Source organism: Paenibacillus sp. FSL P4-0184, from assembly GCF_038004625.1.
Classification (GTDB): Bacteria; Bacillota; Bacilli; order Paenibacillales; family Paenibacillaceae; genus Paenibacillus_AQ.
Window position 1 is genome coordinate 4,029,326 of sequence record NZ_JBBORN010000001.1, and the last position, 15,951, is coordinate 4,045,276.

Here is a 15,951-nt window from a genome sequence, read left to right on the forward strand (position 1 = left end):
ATGTTCCCCCGTGCTCATAGATAAGCAATAGAATCTATGGGAAACGGGGGATTTTTGTGTATGGAGATTAACGCAGTATTTGAAGGAGGAGGCGTAAAGGGGATTTCTCTTGCGGGAGCAGTTGAAGCTACAGAAAGGGCAGGCTGGACTTTTAAAAGGGTAGCAGGAACCTCCTCAGGTTCGATTGTAGCCACTTTACTAGCAGCGGGCTATGAAGGGGAGGAAATGTGTCGGATAATCCAAGGGACATCCTTTTCATCGTTTCTGAAGCGAGGTCCCATTTACAATACGGCTATCGTTGGTCCTGCGCTGCGAGTGTTATTGAAGAAAGGATTATATTCTGGGGAAGCCTTGGAGTCCTGGATAAGAGCATTATTACTGAAAAAGGGGATCATCACCTTCCGTGATCTGCCTGCCGGTAAATTATCTATTATCGCATCCGATATCACAAATGGAAGGATATTGGTCTTGCCAGATGGCTTGGAGCAGTATGGGATCTCTCCGGAGCATTTTGAAGTGGCCAAGGCAGTGCGAATGAGCTGCAGCATTCCTTATTTTTTTGATCCTGTGATGTTAAGACTAAACGGGCAGGCAGGAAGAGGGAAATCCTTTGCCGAGCAGTTTGTGTATGTTGTAGATGGTGGGCTCTTGAGTAATTTTCCTTTGTGGCTATTTGACAGCAAGAATAATGGGAGCAAACAACCTGGGAGCAGAATTCCTACGGTAGGTTATCAAACGGTAGGTAAGACCGATCCACAGCCGCATAAAATTAGAGGGCCATTTAGTATGCTTCAAGCTCTGGTAACCACCATGCTCTCTGCTCATGATGAGAAGTTTATTGAAGGGGATAAATTTGTTCGTACGGTAAAAATTCCAACGCTTGGGATTGGAACGACTCAATTTGAAATTACAAAAGCGCAAAGCGATGAAATGTATGCTGCTGGACTCAAAGCAGGAGAAGATTTCTTTAAGGAGTGGCGACCAAGATAACGAGCGAGGTATCCATATGAGAAAAAAGCATCCCGCACGTTACTAAAAACGTGGAGATGCTTTTTGGAGTTCTTATGAAGTTAGTGATACTTCGGAAGCTGATCATCATTTTTCCCTTTACTTCCTTCGATCACTTGGAAAGGATAGCTTTTGCGTTTGCCTGGTGCAGCTTGAGTCTTGCGAATTCCTGCTACCTTTGACATGGTCTTCTGGGAAGGCTTCACTTTAACCTTAGATCCACTGCTGCTACGAGCGTATTTGCCTGGTCCCATTTTTTTGTAAGCATAATAAATGATTGCTAACAGTACTAAGGGGAGAATCAGCTTCGACAGCGTAAAAAAGGGCTCAGTCAAGACTCCAATCACAAAACCGAAAATCGCAAGCGTAACCGTAATCCAAAAAATTAAAGCATGCCTGATCATAGATCACTCATCCTTTCGCAGGATCCAATATGCCGCCTGACACACTTGCCTCCGAATATCCTCTTGCTTCAATCGCAGCATCAAGCTCACGCATACGGTTAAAAGAGGCAATAGATACTTCTACCTGATCGTCTTTTGGCTCTTTGGTTGTAAGGAGTTGCAGCCACAATCCAGGGTAACCCAGATATTTAAGGCCTGGTACTTCTCTTACCGCATTGGTTCCCTTTAGAACTTCGAACGATACACCAATTACGACTGGCAACAAGATTATCCGCTGGATCACTCGTTCCCAAAGATTATCCCATGGGACTACGGAGTAAATGATCACACCGAGGATAATCGTCAGCATCATAAAGCTACTTCCACAGCGGTAATGCAGACGGCTGTATTTCTGAACGTTCTGAACAGTCAGTTCTTCGCCTGCTTCAAAAGCGCTGATGACTTTATGTTCGGCGCCGTGATACTGGAACAGTCGCTTGATCACAGGTGTTTGAGAAATCGCCCATAAATAGACCAGCAAGAGAATCATTTTGATGCCGCCTTCTATGAGGTTGTGCAGTACGTAGTTATCAAATACATTTTTAAATAAAAAATCCTCTACAAATACCGGAACAAGCGTAAAAATGAGCTTTCCGAACAAGAAGGAGAGAATACCCATTACAGCAACCCCGAAAATCATTCCAAGGCTCCAGCCCTCATCCTTTTTCTTCGGCTTCGCTTTTTCCTTCTCGATATCTTCCGGTTCCAATTCATCTTCAGCGTAGGATTCGGCTGAATAGTTCAAGTGCTTAGAGCCTTTAGCGCTGGCATCTATTATACTGACAAGGCCGCGAAGCAGCGGAATCTTGCGCAGTTTCGTGACCCAGCTCTTATCGCTTTTGGGTACTTCTAAAAATGTGATTTCCTGATTCTTGCGTCGCACGGCTGTTACATTGATATGCTTACCGCCGAACATGACGCCTTCAATGACGGCTTGGCCGCCGTAACTGGGGGTTTCCTGGGACAACCAATTCACCTTCTCGTATTTAATATGATTTATATAATACATTGTAACTAATTTTTGAAGACATTACTAGTTGGATCGCCTTTTGCTGTACATACTATCTTCTAGAGAGAACGAGAGATAAATCGGCATTGAAAATAAAGAAAGCGAGGCAATTTCATGAGCAAATCTCATCAACAACAATCGGGGCATACAAATATTTGGCTTTTTGCACTCGAATTAGGTTTTTTTGCAGGATTAATTTGGGGTGGACTTCATTGGCTAGTCTATTGGTTCAGTTTTACCAAAGTAAGCCCTGGCTTTATCGCAGAGCCTTTTTTCAGGCATGCGTTTTTGACAACAGCATTTGGACATTTCGTGGGATATATGATGTTTATTGTATTTTCCGTCATCGCCTCCATGCTGTATGTACTGCTTCTCCGTAAGCTGAAGGGACCTTGGCCAGGCCTGGTCTACGGCGTTTTATGGTGGGCGATTATATTTATTCCCGGTTCGCAGATGTTTCTTATGCAGCCCCCATTCAAGCTGCCTTGGAACACGGTCATTAGTGAGTTCTGCATTTTTCTGCTATGGGGAATGTTCATTGGATATACAGCAGCGATCGAGTATACGGACGAACGGAAGCGTGAGCAAAGTACAGCGCTTGCCTAACGGCGCGAAAAAACTTCTCAAGGGGATATCCCTATGTTAAAATACAATGTGGCTATTTCGAGAGGAGAATGAAAATGGGTAACAAGCGTGTCTCCAAGCTGCGTAAGGTTTTGCAGGATCAAGGATTGGATGCAATGTTGATAACTAGCGGTTATAACCGCCGCTATTTAAGTGGATTTACCGGATCGTCCGGTTATGTACTGGTGACAAGTGATGATTGTTATCTGCTGACTGACTTCAGGTATATGACACAGGCCGCGGACCAAGCAATGGGGGTTAAAGTTGTAGAACATACAACTAAGTTCATTGATACAGTTCGCGAGCTTCTGCCTTCTGGTAAAGAGGTACGTATCGGTTTCGAACAGGATGATGTTTCATTCAGCGCGTACACCTCATATGCAGAAGCACTTAAGCCGGCAGTGTTAGTTCCAATTTCCAAAGCTGTGGAAGACCTTCGTATGTTCAAGGATGAGGAAGAGCTTGCCGTTATGCAACGTGCAGCAGATCTGGCCGATGCTACATTCAGTCATATTCTGAACGTGATCAAGCCAGGCATGACTGAGCGCGATGTTGATTTGGAAATGGAATTTTATATGCGTACCCATGGTGCAACTTCTTCATCGTTTGATACGATTGTTGCTTCAGGTGAACGTTCGTCCATGCCACACGGCGTAGCAAGCAGCCGTGTAATTCAAGGCAATGAATTCATTACCCTTGATTTCGGTGCATTACTTGATGGCTATTGCTCAGATGTGACAAGAACCATCGCACTCGGAGCACCGGATCCGAAGCTGAAAGAGATCTATGATATTGTGCTGGAAGCTCAGCTACATACTTTAGCACATATCAAGCCGGGTATGACTGGACGGGAATGTGATGCCTTGGCACGTGATATCATTGCTAGCTACGGATATGGTGAACAATTTGGACACAGCACAGGCCATGGACTTGGAATGGAAGTTCATGAGTGGCCGCGTTTGTCCAAACTTAGCGACGATGTTATGCAGCCGGGGATGGTCGTAACTGTGGAGCCTGGTATTTATTTGCCGGGAATTGGCGGAGTACGTATTGAAGACGACATTGTGATCACGGAGAGCGGAATATCACTGCTGACCCATTCGTCTAAAGAATATACAGTACTGTAAGTAAGCGTGATGTATTAGATTGATTATAAATTTTGGAGGGATTTTTAGTGATTTCAGTAAATGATTTTAAAACAGGTTTGACCGTAGAGGTAGAGGGAGATATTTTTACCGTTATTGATTTCCAACACGTTAAGCCAGGTAAAGGCGCAGCATTTGTTCGTTCTAAGCTTAAGAACTTGCGTAACGGTAATACAGTAGAGCGTACATTCCGTGCAGGTGAAACGATTGGCCGTGCTATTATCGAAAACCGTGGTGTACAATATCTCTATGCCAGTGGATCGGACCACGTATTCATGGATAACGAAACTTATGACCAATTCGAATTGTCCGAAAAGCAATTGGAATGGGAATTGAATTTCCTTAAAGAGAACATGACTGTAAACATCGTTAGTTACAAAGGTGAGATTCTTGGGATCAACCTTCCTACCAGCGTAGAGTTGAAGGTTGTTGAAACTGAGCCTGGCGTTAAAGGAAACACGGCACAAGGTGCTACGAAATCGGCCAAGCTTGAAACCGGACATAGTGTTCAGGTTCCATTGTTCATCAACGAAGAAGACATCTTGCTGGTTGATACTCGTGAAGGTAAATATATCTCCCGCGCGTAGGAAACAGAACAATAACCTAGATATTACCAGAGGAGCCTCCCCGTTTATACGGTGGAGGTTTTTTTATGAACAGTAACGGATAAAGATGCTATGGAAACCTACATTAAAATACTGGAATTTGAGTAAAATAAGCACAGCTGAAGGGTTGATGCTGACCTTATCTTTTTTTTCACAGCGGGGAAATTTAATAAATTTTTTATGAAACCATTAACGCAAGGCACTGTTTTCGTATTATACTGATTTAAAGCGGGAAACCGATTAGAAGCAACTACATAGACCGATATGGGGAGTGAATGGGACTTTGTCACTTTATGTTATGAAATTCGGAGGCAGCTCCGTCGGCGACACTGAACGAATGAAACGCGTCGCCAAGCGCATCGCAGACAAGCAAGATGAGGGACATCGCTGCGTTGTGGTTGTATCTGCAATGGGGGATACAACAGATGATTTGATCGATACGGCGAAGCAACTAAACGGGCAGCCGCCCGCACGTGAAATGGATATGTTGATGACGACAGGTGAACAAATCTCCGTCGCTCTATTGTCCATTGCCCTGCATGGGATCGGGCGGAATGCAGTTTCTTATACAGGATGGCAGGCTGGATTCCGAACAGACGAAACTCACGGCAGAGCTCGTATCAATGAAATTGACCCGCGTCGTGTATTAGCGTCTTTGAAGCGTGAACAGATCGTGATCGTTGCAGGCTTTCAGGGAATGACTATGGACGGTGAGATCACCACATTAGGCCGCGGTGGTTCGGACACTACAGCCGTAGCATTGGCTGCTGCTATTCAAGCAGACGTATGCGAGATCTATACCGATGTAGATGGTATCTACTCCACAGACCCACGTATCGTGAAGACGGCACGTAAGCTGAAGGAAATCTCTTACGATGAAATGCTGGAGCTTGCCAATCTGGGAGCAGCTGTATTACATCCACGTGCAGTAGAGTACGCTAAGCGTCATCAAGTTAAGCTGGTCGTCAGATCGAGCTTTAATCATAATGAAGGTACTGTTGTGAAGGAGGAAACAAGCATGGAGCAGGGAATCGTAGTTAGTGGTATTGCATTTGATAAGAATGTAGCACGTGTCAGTATTCTTGGAGTTCCTGATGTACCAGGTGTACTCGCTCAGGTCTTCGGCAAGCTTGCTGATGAGGGCGTTAACGTAGATATCATCGTACAAAGTGGTGTTCAGAATGAGCAGGCTGACTTCTCATTTACAGTTTCTCTTGATGAGCTGGATCGGGCGAAGGAAGTTATTAAAGAAATTCATAAAACTTTGCCTTATCGTGAAGTTACCTCCGAGGATAACCTGGTGAAGGTATCCATCGTTGGTGCTGGTATGGTCAGCCATCCAGGGGTAGCGGCTCAAATGTTTGAAGTACTCTCCCAAGAGGGGGTAAGCATCAAGATGGTCAGCACTTCTGAGATCAAAGTATCTTGCGTTATTGAATCAGGCAATTTGCCATCAATCATACAGGCGCTGCATACCGCCTACAATCTCGATACAACAGAGCAGGCTTTCGTCGGAGGTCCTAAAGATCGCCGATAAGAGCTGCTGAGTAAACAAAGAGGGATGCCTTACAGCCAAATGGCTGCGGGCATCCCTTTTTTTTATTGTTTAGGAAATTATACAATACAAAAAAATGTGGATAACTCCGAAGAAAGAGGAAGGAGGGGTGAACGTGAAGAATCAGGAGACATGAAATAAACGAAGAGTCATCCGTCAGATTCTAAAAACCGAGCGGACCTTATATCTTCTGAAATGCATGTTTTAGTCGAGCCTACGGACAAATGTATGCGAAAAACCGAATACAATGTGCCGACGATAACATAAACGAGTCAAATGTATGCGAAAAACCGAATACAATGTGCCGCCGGTAACGTAAATGAGCCAAATGTATGCGAAAAATCGAATACAATGTGCCGCCGGTAACGTAAACAAGCCAAATGTATGCGAAAAATCGAATACAAATGTGCCGCCGGTAACGTAAACGAGCCAAATGTATGCGAAAAATCGAATATAATGTGCCGCCGGTAACGTAAACGAGCCAGCGCTGTTATTCGCCCCAGATCACCGGGAAGGGGCTTGTTATTAGGGAATAAGTGCAATACGGTCCGTCCCTAATATATGTGCTCATTTCATCGAAATAAAGCCATTCGGTCCGTAAGCGGAACCTCACTACGAAGGTGTATATGGATACGAGTATGGAATTACGGATGTACTCAGCTTGTAACTCTACCTCCAAGGACGACGTCAGGCGTTTTTCTTGTTTAGACTTACAAACCGAGTTTGTTGCGGTATTCCTGCGGTGTTATGCCATAATGCTTCTTGAATAGATGAATGAAATAGCTAGGTTTTTGATAGCCAAGCAAGGTAGAAATTTCATAGATTTTTTCAGGCGACTGCTCTAGCAAGAGAATTGCATTCTCCATACGAATACGAAGCGTATATTCACTGATTCCTTCACCAGTTTCAAGTTTGTAAATCTTCGAGAGATATGAAGGATTCAGATATACGCTTGAAGATATAGTCTGTAGTGAAGCTGTACCAGGGTTCTGCGCGATGTAATCCTGTACCTTGCGGATAATGGAGTTTCGGGAATCCTTCTCCACACTGCTAACCGAGCGTCGGTAGCTGGCGATGACCCGTTCACTCCAGTTGCGTAACTCATCGACTGTTTGCATAGGCTGCCCGCTAGTAACGGTGTAGAAATCTTCACCGATCGTGTCAGCCAGCCATTTTTTGGTGCGATGAATAAGTGAAGAAATGGAGGAGGCAATGGCGAAATAAGCTTCAAGGATATGCTCCTGTGAGTCTCGCCATTCTTCTTCCAGCTCTTTCAGGATTGCTGCCAGCTTATCGTTGGCTGCTTCCCATTGGCCCATTTCCAGCAGCAATCCGAGAGTCGGTGTTAGGTAGAGCTCATTTAGCTGCTGCATTTCACCGCGGTTTGGTTCCTTGGCTAGTGAAATGAACAATTCGGTATCCCTTCCGATGAAATGCCTGAAACTCGCCAGTAAGGACTGATACATGGTCCGGATATCTTGCGGAAATTGGCCTCTTTTACTCGTTAGAACGGATACGCCTACCTTTAAGTAGGATTTAGCCGCACGTTGGAGCTGAAAGGCCTGTGTTTCAATCCAGACATCGAGTTCCTCTTTCGCTTATCTTTGTTGATTCAATCGTATTTGGAAGGGACTTATCTGACAGCAAGCAGACGATAAATCCGTGCATATCTGTACAATGCCATAACGCCATACGGGGGCCGAACAGCTCAGCAGCAATGTTAGTCAGTGCATATTCAATGAGTGTCTCATCACTTTGATCGTACTCACCTTCTGTTGTGTCTATCCTCAGCAGCATCATGCTGTAGGAAGTGCCTCTGGCAATGGGAACTTCATACATTTGAAGTTTTTTGGAAAGTGGACCTATGGCCGGGTCCTGCTTGCCGGTAATCAGATCCCGCAGTAGATATTCCCGTAGCTTAGGCAGCTGTTCTCTAAGCGTATAATTAATTTTTTGAATCGAAATGATTTCTTGCCACTCTTGTTCAAGCTCGTCTAGTGCTTTGCGAACGGCGCTCATTAATTCTTCGTCTTCAACTGGTTTAAGGAGATAATCGCTGGATCTCAGCTTCAGCGCCTGTTGACGAAACCGATTGGAATAGCAGCAAATATGTTGAGCCAATCACACTTACAACGGTTAAGGCCATTGGTAATAACTATTACTATAAACCCGGCGAGAGTCTGGAGAACAACGTTCTTAACACTTATATGAAAGATAATCTGGGCATTGATGTGAAATATGATTGGGTTGTCACCGACACCAACCAAGCCTATCAGACGAAGATTAGACTTATGTTGTCTTCAGGTGATAAAATGCCGGACGTGATCACTTACCGTGGCGATATGGAAACGGTCAATATGCTGATTGACTCCGGACAGTTCACAGATGTTGGTGGTTTGATTGACAAGTACGCTGGCGATGTATACAAGAAGGGTATGGAGCTTAATCCGGATACATTGTTACCAGTAACACGCGATGGCAAAGTTATGGCGCTTCCGGTTCTGGATTACGCTTATAATGACGACATGGTTCTCTGGCTGCGTCAAGATTGGATGGATAAGCTGGGTCTGCAGGCTCCTAAGACACTTGCTGATTTTGAGAACATCATGGACGCTTTTGTAAACAAAGATCCTGATGGCAACTGTAAGAAAGACACCCTTGGTCTCGCAACCGGTTTTAAAAGATATCAGCTGGTTGTTCGGTGATTTCGGCACCATGCCAGAACAATGGAACAAAGGTGCAGATGGTACGCTGAGCTATGGCTCGATCGATCCAGGTGCGAAGCAAGCATTGTCTACACTGAAGACATGGATGGAAAAAGGCTATATCACTAAAGATGCAGGTCTTGTCGATGAAAATGGTGGTTACGAACAATTCACTAAAGGTCAAGCGGGTGCAATTGTAGGCCGCAACTGGCTTTCAGATTGGCCGTTTGGTGATCTGCTGAACAACGTACCTGGTGCAAAATACAAAGCTTATGCAATTCCTGCCGGTCCTGATGGCAAAATTGGTACACAAAGTGGTAACCCGTCTGTTAACCTATGAATGCTGATCAATAAAGATTCGAAGCATCAAGAAGCACTGCTGCGTAATTATAACTTCTTATTCGATAACTGGGCGAATCCACAAAAAGGTGGCATTTTTGAAAATGGCTTTGCTGAAGGTTATGACTATGCCAAGCAAGCAGATGGTACTGTAGTTAAAGACCCGGCGAAATATCCGGATCTATTCCCTGGCTATGGCGACCGGACACATTTAGTTGAACCGATCTACTACTCTCTTACCTTTGACGGTGCCCGTGAGCCGGGATTGTACGCAGAGACGATGAACAAACTGGCAAACGGTGGTACGCCTGAAACACCGTATGAGATCGCTACAGCTGCGGTTCGGAAACCGGAGAATATTGAAGCGATGAAGATCGTCTTGGAGCAAAAGGATATTCGTATGAAGAATTACTTCCAAGGACCTCTGACTGAAACCATGAAATCCAAAAATGAGCTATTAAAGAAATTGGTACTTCAAACGTATTCCAAGATCATTTACGGTCAATCCCCTATCGAAGAGTTCGATACGATGGTGGCCAACTGGAAGAAATCTGGCGGTGATGAAATTACTAAGGAAGTGAATGACTGGTATATTTCCGCTAGTAAAAAATAAGCAAATAGCATCACTTATAAATGAAAAGGAACGCTGCAGATTTGAATGCAGCGTTCCTTTTCATTTATATAACAGCAAGGGAGGTAGATCCCTGAATTTATCCTAATCGTTTGAACCGGCCCTGAATCTCTACAGTCTCCACAACATTGACGAAGGAGCTTGGGTCTGCCTCAAGAATAGTTCTCCGCAGATTTGCAAGTTCATACCGAGTCGTTACAGTCATTAGCATGGTATTTCCCTCATGACTGTATCCACCCTCTGCATTGACGACAGTGATGCCATGAGGTAACTCTCTGAGACGGGTCAGCATCATCTCCCGTTCTTTGGTAACGATAAAGCAGGTCAGCTTCACATGGCGAATATGGATCATATCGACTACTCTACTCTTTACAAAAATACAGAGCATAGCGTATAAGGCGGAATCCCAGCTTTTAAAGAAGCCTAAACTCAGAATAACTAATCCATCCATTAAGAACATGATATTCCCCATGGGAATATCCCGTTTACGTGAAATAATCGAGCCTAATATATCAAATCCCCCAGAAGAGCCCCCAGTACGGAGAGAAAACCCAACGCCCCCAGCAATAATTACTCCGCCGAAAATACTTGCAAGAATGGGGTCCTTGGTCATTTGCACCTCAGGAATAATGGTAATGAACCAGGTGGTGGCCACGACGGAAAGCAAGCTTAGTAAGATGTACTTTTTCCCCACTGCAATAAATCCCCAGACAATTAAAGGAAGGTTTATTACAAAATAAAGTTTAGAAATGTACTTCGGATCCGTTAAATAACCGACGACCGAAGCCACCCCTGCTACCCCACCGCTCAGAAGCTGATGAGGAATTAGAAACAATCGCATCCCGCTTGCAATTAAAAAGGCTGAAAAAATAATGATAGCTACTTCCTTGAGTGGTCTGACTACGGTCCGCATGTTTTGCGGTAACCCGTAACTTCGAACTTGCATGACACAAATCCCCTCTTTTTCTTATGTCTTTATAGTCTGCTCTTTTTGAAAATATAAACCCACTATATTTCCAATTAACAAGGATACCACAGATGGAAGTGTTCGTAAAAAATAATTTTATCGTACTGATTATATTTATTTATATAGGTGTGTACTATGAACTCTTTCACAGTAGGACTTGCAATTCTGTCATTTCTCCTTGTCTAAAGTGAGTAATTATCGCATATCCATGGATAAGAGAAGGACAAACAAGCCCTGAATATCATTCTCTGTGAAATAGTAAAAGTTAGGAGTGGAGTGGATTGGACAAGTATGTAAGCTGGATGGCGACTCTTCGGCTGTTCTCGGGTAGTGCGGAGATTATAGCTGCACTGATTATGCTGCGGTTGAATCAGGTAGACAAGGCGCTTGCAGTCAATTCTGGACTAGCTTTGGTAGGCCCGACGATCTTGATATTGACGACTGCGATCGGACTTACAGGGATGGCTCAGCAGTTGTCCTGGAGCAAACTGGGCTGGGTCGGTTGCGGTGTAGCCTTTCTCTTAATCGGGATTCTAAAAAAATGATAGATGATAGGCATATTGAGCGCGTACAAGCATAAATATGGAATAAAGCAATTAGATAGAGGACAACTTGGGGGTACTTTGTATGGCAGATGATTGGTTGCAATTGTTTCCTGAAAAAGTAAGAGCGCTATTAAAGTGCCTTCCCCTTCCGCTACTTGGAATGGTGGAAGAGATTCGGGTCCGTGAAGGTCGTCCGCTGGAGATTAACTATTCAGGTAAATATCACTTTCTTAGAGCAAATGGCAGCGTAACGCAAAGGCCGGAAGAAGCCTATAGGCCGGATCGGGAGGACACTCATAGACTGCTAGATCTGATCAGCAACCATTCATTATATACGATGGAAGAAGAGCTGAGAAAGGGATTTATTACGATTCCTGGCGGCCATCGAATAGGACTTGCTGGTCGGACGGTGCTGAGTGGTGGTGGTGTGGAGCATCTACGCGACATTACAAGCTTCAATGTCCGCATAGCCCGTGAGGTTCCCGGAGTCGCGGATAAAGTGCTACCTTATCTGCTGGACAAGGGGAGGCAGCGAATGATGCACACCTTGATCCTCTCGCCTCCACAGCACGGGAAGACAACTCTTCTTCGCGATATCGCAAGACAAATCTCCTTAGGAGATTTGGGGAAACGTGAAGGCGGAAGACCCGGTTTGAAGGTGGGGATTGTCGATGAACGTTCTGAGATTGCCGGAAGCAGACGCGGGATTCCCGCCTTTGATGTTGGTCCGCGCACAGATATCCTCGACGGCTGTCCCAAAGCTGAAGGCATGATGATGATGATTCGTTCCTTGTCACCGGATGTATTGATCGCTGATGAGATTGGTCGTCCTGAAGACGCTGAAGCAGTCACAGAAGCGCTGCATGCTGGAATATCAGTCGTTGCTTCGGCTCACGGTAAAGAAGTAATAGAACTGGCTCGTAGACCCGGGCTTGGCGGGCTATTGGAACAAAAGATGTTCGAAAGATACGTCATTCTGCATCGCTCAGAAGCAGGACTCTCCTTTCGTGTTCTGGATGGACAGAAACGCGGATTACTTCTTATCTCACCCGGGGATCGATTAGGTGGTGATTTACATGCTTAAGCTATTCGGTGCCGTTCTGATTGTGCTGGCTGGTACGCTAGCAGGGCTCCAATTTGCAAAACAATATGCAGACAGGCCAAGACATATCAGAGGCTTGATAGCAGCGCTACAGCGGCTGGAAACAGAAATTATGTACGGCTTTACCCCATTGCCTGAAGCTATGCGGCGCATTGGGATTCAGTCTAAGGAACCGCTCAAAACGTTGTTTATTAAAACAGCTGAGGAGATGAGCCCACCCCATGATCGAAGTGCCCAGGATGCCATTCAGAGGGCTATGGACTCGCATTGGAAGTCTACCGCATTGAAGGGGACAGAAAAAGAGATTCTCCGCCAGCTCAGTTGTACTCTCGGTACAAGCGATAGGTCCAATCAGAGCACTCATATCGCGTTAGCATTGCAGCAATTGAAGCAGGAGGAGTCGGTGGCCAGAGAGGATCAAGGCAAATATGAAAAATTGAGTAAAAGCCTGGGTCTGCTGCTTGGAGCATTGATCGTCATTTTGATCTTTTAGCGAGGTGCCAGGAATGAATATTGAAGTCAATGCGATTTTTCAAATTGCCGGCATTGGCATAATTATCGCCATGATACACACGGTGCTTAAACAGATGGGAAAAGAAGATTTCGCACATTGGGTTACTGTGATCGGGTTCGTCGTTGTGCTATTTATGGTTATTCGAATGCTGGACGGACTGTTGCAGGAAATAAAAACGATCTTTCTTTTTCAATAGGCGTGCTATGGAGATCATTCAAGTTGTTGGAATAGGGCTGATATCGACCATATTGATTCTCGTGCTGAAGGAACAAAAACCGATGTTTGCCTTTCTCCTCGCTACTGCCACAGGGATTCTGATCTTCCTGTTTCTAATCGGCAAGATTGGAATGATACTTTCCACACTGGAGCGGGTGGCAGAGTCATCGGGGATGGAAATGATCTATTTGAAGACCGTGTTCAAAATCATCGGAATTTCATATATCGCTGAATTTGGTGCACAGATTGTGCGTGATGCAGGGCAGGAATCGATTGCTTCCAAAATAGAGCTCGCCGGAAAAGTCCTCATTATGGTACTAGCTGTACCCATTATCAGCATCATTATTGAAACGGTCATGAAGCTGCTACCTGCTTAAAGCAATTGAAGGAAGCTAAGCAACGATTAGGGAGGAGAAGTTATGCAAAAGTGCAGTGTTTTTCGTCCTCCAAAATTAAAAATAATACTGTTGCTGCTTCCATGCTTCTTCATTCTATGGTTTGCAGGTACAGCTCAGGTGGCCAAAGCTTCTCCAGCAACTCCAGCACCTGGATCGGGGAACTCCTCCCCAGTAGACCAGTGGGTCAAGGGTCAGGTGAACAATCTGCCAACAGATAAGGTGGAGTCGTACTGGGATCAACTGATGAAGGATTACGGAGGTTTTTTTCCAGACGGGGCAACACCATCACTTATGGACATGCTGCTTCCAGGGGATAAGGGACTCAGCTTACAAGGTGTATTATCTGGGCTTCTTGGATTTATGTGGCATGAGGTGCTGTACAACGGAAGGCTGCTGGTCACGATTGTCATGGTCAGTGTGCTCAGCATGATACTGGAGACGCTACAAACCGCTTTTGAGCGAAAAACGGTCAGCAAGGTGGCTTATACGCTCTGTTATATGGTAGTGCTCGTTATTGCCGTGAACAGCTTCAATATCGCTATAGGTTATGCGAAGGATGCTATCGACCGGATGATTGATTTTATGATGGCCATGATTCCGCTACTGTTCGCGTTACTAGCTTCCATGGGGAACATTGTTACCGTCTCGGTCACACATCCACTAATTGTTTTTATGATTCATACCGTTGGCACACTGATCCACACCATTGTCTTTCCACTATTATTCTTCTCGGCGGTGCTGCATCTCGTAAGTGCATTGTCGGAGAAATACAAGCTGACCCAGTTGGCGAATCTGCTAAGAAATATCGGAGCTGGATTACTAGGAGTACTGCTCACTGTGTTCCTCGGTGTGATTTCAGTCAGGGGAATTACGAGTTCAGTGACAGATGGTGTTACGATCCGGGCCGCTAAATATATTACAGGCAACTTTGTTCCGGTCATCGGAAAAATGTTCGCAGATGCAACAGACACAGTGATCTCAGCTTCACTCCTGGTGAAGAACGCTATTGGGCTATCCGGAGTGATCATCATTTTGTTCCTTTGCGCTTTTCCGGCGATCAAAATTCTGGTGCTTGCTCTGATCTACAATGTAGCTGCTGCTGTAATGCAGCCATTAGGAGAGACGCCGATTGTGGTCTGCCTCCAGACCATCGGAAAAAGCATGGTGTACGTATTCGCTGCTTTGGCAGCTGTATCGTTAATGTTTTTTATGGCCGTCACGATCATGCTAACCGCTGGCAATTTAACCGTCATGATGAGGTGAGCTTGAAGGCTATGCTAACAAAACTTAGCGGGTGCTTACGAAGCTAGTTTTGTACGTAGAAATTCTCTGAAGGCTATGCTAACAAAACTTTTAGGAGGGAAACGATGAGCTGGTTGGGCGATTGGCTACGAGAGATCATACTTGTCGTGCTGCTAGCATCATTCGTTGAATTACTGCTCCCAAGCAAATCCATGGAGCGTTATGCAAGGCTGGTGCTGAGCCTCCTGATCTTACTTACCATGCTTAGCCCGATCGTTTCTCTCCTTAAAGGTGACGCAATAGCCGAGCTGAGTATAGCCATGGGGCGTCAGGAGAAAGAGGGAGGCTTATTCACAGGAGGGGGAAGTGGAGATCCCTCTTTGGAAAAGATTCTGGCAGATGGTCAAAAGCTTGCGCAAGGGCGACAGGATCAAAGTCTAAAACTGGCCGCAGAAGAGGTTGCTGAGCAAATGAGGGAGCAGATCATCAGCGAGACCGGCAAACGCGGGGTTAATGTCACTGTAACGCTCGGTATGGGGAAATCCGGCGGCTCTGGTAATGAAGATATTCCTGTCATCTCCGCAGTGAAGGTCTCAATGTCCCAAGCAACAGCTAATTCCATAGGGGCTTCCGGTACTTCCAGCGCAGCTGCTGCTCCGCCGATTGCAATCGCTCCTGTAGAGCCTGTAGAAGTAAAGATCGGTACGAATCCAGAGAATGGATCAGCTTCTGCAGATGAGCCCAAAGCAGTGAACGGAAATGTAACAGAAAATAACACGCCTTCAAGTGAAACGGAGTCCATCGTAAAGCTGTTGGAACAAAAATGGGATTTGGATCCCAAAGTAATCCAAGTAGATGGCGGCGTTGTGAATAACGTCAAGTTATGAGTCTGTAGCTTCTAAA

At 45.2% G+C, this 15,951-nt stretch carries 20 protein-coding genes; 15 read left to right on the top strand and 5 right to left on the bottom strand.

What is annotated here, in order from left to right; all coding sequences use genetic code 11:
* Nucleotides 1-60: 60 nt before the first annotated feature.
* A complete protein-coding gene (locus tag MKY52_RS17560) occupies nt 61-990 on the top strand; it encodes a patatin-like phospholipase family protein (protein ID WP_341052565.1) in 930 nt (309 codons plus the stop codon).
* An 80-nt stretch (nt 991-1,070) separates the two neighbouring features.
* On the opposite strand, the gene MKY52_RS17565 is transcribed toward MKY52_RS17560, so the two are convergent.
* Both MKY52_RS17565 and MKY52_RS17570 read right to left on the bottom strand, forming a co-directional pair.
* Nucleotides 1,071-1,412, bottom strand: a complete 342-nt coding sequence (locus tag MKY52_RS17565; RefSeq protein ID WP_042190481.1) for a hypothetical protein — start codon at nt 1,410-1,412, stop codon at nt 1,071-1,073.
* 7 nt (nt 1,413-1,419) lie between these two features.
* The gene (locus tag MKY52_RS17570; RefSeq protein ID WP_371916578.1) at nt 1,420-2,367 is read right to left on the bottom strand and encodes a DUF1385 domain-containing protein; all 948 of its coding nucleotides are present in this window, start codon (nt 2,365-2,367) and stop codon (nt 1,420-1,422) included.
* A gap of 207 nt (nt 2,368-2,574) precedes the next feature.
* Between MKY52_RS17570 and MKY52_RS17575 the strand changes: the two genes are divergently transcribed.
* The 4 genes from MKY52_RS17575 to MKY52_RS17590 all read left to right on the top strand — a co-directional run bounded on the left by MKY52_RS17575 (nt 2,575) and on the right by MKY52_RS17590 (nt 6,371).
* Entirely contained in the window at nt 2,575-3,066 is a 492-nt protein-coding gene (locus MKY52_RS17575) for a YqhR family membrane protein (protein ID WP_076284474.1), read from the top strand.
* Nucleotides 3,067-3,140: 74 nt separating this feature from the next.
* A complete protein-coding gene (locus MKY52_RS17580; protein ID WP_341052566.1) occupies nt 3,141-4,211 on the top strand; it encodes a M24 family metallopeptidase in 1,071 nt (356 codons plus the stop codon).
* A gap of 47 nt (nt 4,212-4,258) precedes the next feature.
* The gene (gene efp, locus MKY52_RS17585; protein WP_042190473.1) at nt 4,259-4,816 is read left to right on the top strand and encodes an elongation factor P; all 558 of its coding nucleotides are present in this window, start codon (nt 4,259-4,261) and stop codon (nt 4,814-4,816) included.
* 301 nt (nt 4,817-5,117) lie between these two features.
* On the top strand, nt 5,118-6,371 hold the full coding sequence (locus tag MKY52_RS17590) for an aspartate kinase (RefSeq protein ID WP_341052569.1): 1,254 nt from the start codon (nt 5,118-5,120) through the stop codon (nt 6,369-6,371).
* Nucleotides 6,372-7,099: 728 nt separating this feature from the next.
* On the opposite strand, the gene MKY52_RS17595 is transcribed toward MKY52_RS17590, so the two are convergent.
* Both MKY52_RS17595 and MKY52_RS17600 read right to left on the bottom strand, forming a co-directional pair.
* Nucleotides 7,100-7,855, bottom strand: coding sequence for a helix-turn-helix transcriptional regulator (locus MKY52_RS17595; RefSeq protein ID WP_341052570.1), 756 nt, complete (start codon nt 7,853-7,855; stop codon nt 7,100-7,102).
* A gap of 103 nt (nt 7,856-7,958) precedes the next feature.
* Complete coding sequence (locus MKY52_RS17600) at nt 7,959-8,510, bottom strand: hypothetical protein (RefSeq protein WP_341052571.1); 552 nt, start codon at nt 8,508-8,510, stop codon at nt 7,959-7,961.
* Nucleotides 8,511-8,596: 86 nt separating this feature from the next.
* Here MKY52_RS17600 and MKY52_RS17605 point away from each other — a divergent pair, with 86 nt between their 5' ends.
* The 3 genes from MKY52_RS17605 to MKY52_RS17615 are packed head-to-tail and all read left to right on the top strand — an operon-like array spanning nt 8,597 to nt 10,046.
* Nucleotides 8,597-9,094, top strand: coding sequence for an extracellular solute-binding protein (locus MKY52_RS17605; RefSeq protein WP_341052573.1), 498 nt, complete (start codon nt 8,597-8,599; stop codon nt 9,092-9,094).
* A gap of 10 nt (nt 9,095-9,104) precedes the next feature.
* A complete protein-coding gene (locus MKY52_RS17610; protein ID WP_341052574.1) occupies nt 9,105-9,434 on the top strand; it encodes a hypothetical protein in 330 nt (109 codons plus the stop codon).
* Nucleotides 9,435-10,046 carry a hypothetical protein gene (locus tag MKY52_RS17615; RefSeq protein ID WP_341052575.1) on the top strand — a complete coding sequence of 204 codons (612 nt, stop codon included), beginning with the start codon at nt 9,435-9,437 and terminating at the stop codon, nt 10,044-10,046.
* A 97-nt stretch (nt 10,047-10,143) separates the two neighbouring features.
* Here the strand turns inward: MKY52_RS17615 and MKY52_RS17620 are convergent, their stop codons facing one another.
* A complete protein-coding gene (locus tag MKY52_RS17620) occupies nt 10,144-11,010 on the bottom strand; it encodes a YitT family protein (protein ID WP_081382878.1) in 867 nt (288 codons plus the stop codon).
* 302 nt (nt 11,011-11,312) lie between these two features.
* On the opposite strand from MKY52_RS17620, the gene MKY52_RS17625 reads away from it, so the two are divergent.
* From MKY52_RS17625 to spoIIIAF, 7 genes are all read left to right on the top strand, one after another.
* Nucleotides 11,313-11,576 carry a YqhV family protein gene (locus tag MKY52_RS17625; protein WP_371915730.1) on the top strand — a complete coding sequence of 88 codons (264 nt, stop codon included), beginning with the start codon at nt 11,313-11,315 and terminating at the stop codon, nt 11,574-11,576.
* A gap of 82 nt (nt 11,577-11,658) precedes the next feature.
* A complete protein-coding gene (gene spoIIIAA, locus MKY52_RS17630; RefSeq protein ID WP_076284476.1) occupies nt 11,659-12,660 on the top strand; it encodes a stage III sporulation protein AA in 1,002 nt (333 codons plus the stop codon).
* Nucleotides 12,653-13,171 carry a stage III sporulation protein SpoIIIAB gene (gene spoIIIAB, locus MKY52_RS17635; RefSeq protein WP_042190466.1) on the top strand — a complete coding sequence of 173 codons (519 nt, stop codon included), beginning with the start codon at nt 12,653-12,655 and terminating at the stop codon, nt 13,169-13,171. The genes spoIIIAA and spoIIIAB overlap by 8 nt, the downstream gene beginning before the upstream one ends.
* Nucleotides 13,172-13,184: 13 nt before the next feature.
* On the top strand, nt 13,185-13,388 hold the full coding sequence (gene spoIIIAC / locus MKY52_RS17640; protein WP_036682849.1) for a stage III sporulation protein AC: 204 nt from the start codon (nt 13,185-13,187) through the stop codon (nt 13,386-13,388).
* Between the two features lie 7 nt (nt 13,389-13,395).
* Nucleotides 13,396-13,785 (top strand): stage III sporulation protein AD, encoded by a 390-nt coding sequence (gene spoIIIAD, locus MKY52_RS17645; RefSeq protein WP_042129828.1) that lies wholly within the window; start codon nt 13,396-13,398, stop codon nt 13,783-13,785.
* 42 nt (nt 13,786-13,827) lie between these two features.
* The gene (spoIIIAE, locus tag MKY52_RS17650; RefSeq protein WP_149646744.1) at nt 13,828-15,069 is read left to right on the top strand and encodes a stage III sporulation protein AE; all 1,242 of its coding nucleotides are present in this window, start codon (nt 13,828-13,830) and stop codon (nt 15,067-15,069) included.
* Between the two features lie 104 nt (nt 15,070-15,173).
* Nucleotides 15,174-15,935, top strand: coding sequence for a stage III sporulation protein AF (gene spoIIIAF, locus MKY52_RS17655; protein WP_341052576.1), 762 nt, complete (start codon nt 15,174-15,176; stop codon nt 15,933-15,935).
* Nucleotides 15,936-15,951 lie beyond the last annotated feature (16 nt).

Excerpts from the sequence above, each read along its gene's own strand:
- spoIIIAB (WP_042190466.1), top strand. The coding sequence starts at position 12,653 with ATGCTTAAGCTATTCGGTGCCGTTCTGATTGTGCTGGCTGGTACGCTA.
- spoIIIAC (WP_036682849.1), top strand. The coding sequence starts at position 13,185 with ATGAATATTGAAGTCAATGCGATTTTTCAAATTGCCGGCATTGGCATA.
- spoIIIAD (WP_042129828.1), top strand. The coding sequence starts at position 13,396 with ATGGAGATCATTCAAGTTGTTGGAATAGGGCTGATATCGACCATATTG.
- MKY52_RS17595 (WP_341052570.1), bottom strand. The coding sequence starts at position 7,855 with ATGTATCAGTCCTTACTGGCGAGTTTCAGGCATTTCATCGGAAGGGAT.
- MKY52_RS17560 (WP_341052565.1), top strand. The coding sequence starts at position 61 with ATGGAGATTAACGCAGTATTTGAAGGAGGAGGCGTAAAGGGGATTTCT.
- MKY52_RS17575 (WP_076284474.1), top strand. The coding sequence starts at position 2,575 with ATGAGCAAATCTCATCAACAACAATCGGGGCATACAAATATTTGGCTT.
- MKY52_RS17620 (WP_081382878.1), bottom strand. The coding sequence starts at position 11,010 with ATGCAAGTTCGAAGTTACGGGTTACCGCAAAACATGCGGACCGTAGTC.
- spoIIIAE (WP_149646744.1), top strand. The coding sequence starts at position 13,828 with ATGCAAAAGTGCAGTGTTTTTCGTCCTCCAAAATTAAAAATAATACTG.
- MKY52_RS17570 (WP_371916578.1), bottom strand. The coding sequence starts at position 2,367 with ATGTTCGGCGGTAAGCATATCAATGTAACAGCCGTGCGACGCAAGAAT.
- spoIIIAA (WP_076284476.1), top strand. The coding sequence starts at position 11,659 with ATGGCAGATGATTGGTTGCAATTGTTTCCTGAAAAAGTAAGAGCGCTA.
- MKY52_RS17580 (WP_341052566.1), top strand. The coding sequence starts at position 3,141 with ATGGGTAACAAGCGTGTCTCCAAGCTGCGTAAGGTTTTGCAGGATCAA.
- MKY52_RS17605 (WP_341052573.1), top strand. The coding sequence starts at position 8,597 with ATGAAAGATAATCTGGGCATTGATGTGAAATATGATTGGGTTGTCACC.
- MKY52_RS17565 (WP_042190481.1), bottom strand. The coding sequence starts at position 1,412 with ATGATCAGGCATGCTTTAATTTTTTGGATTACGGTTACGCTTGCGATT.
- MKY52_RS17610 (WP_341052574.1), top strand. The coding sequence starts at position 9,105 with ATGCCAGAACAATGGAACAAAGGTGCAGATGGTACGCTGAGCTATGGC.
- spoIIIAF (WP_341052576.1), top strand. The coding sequence starts at position 15,174 with ATGAGCTGGTTGGGCGATTGGCTACGAGAGATCATACTTGTCGTGCTG.
- MKY52_RS17615 (WP_341052575.1), top strand. The coding sequence starts at position 9,435 with ATGCTGATCAATAAAGATTCGAAGCATCAAGAAGCACTGCTGCGTAAT.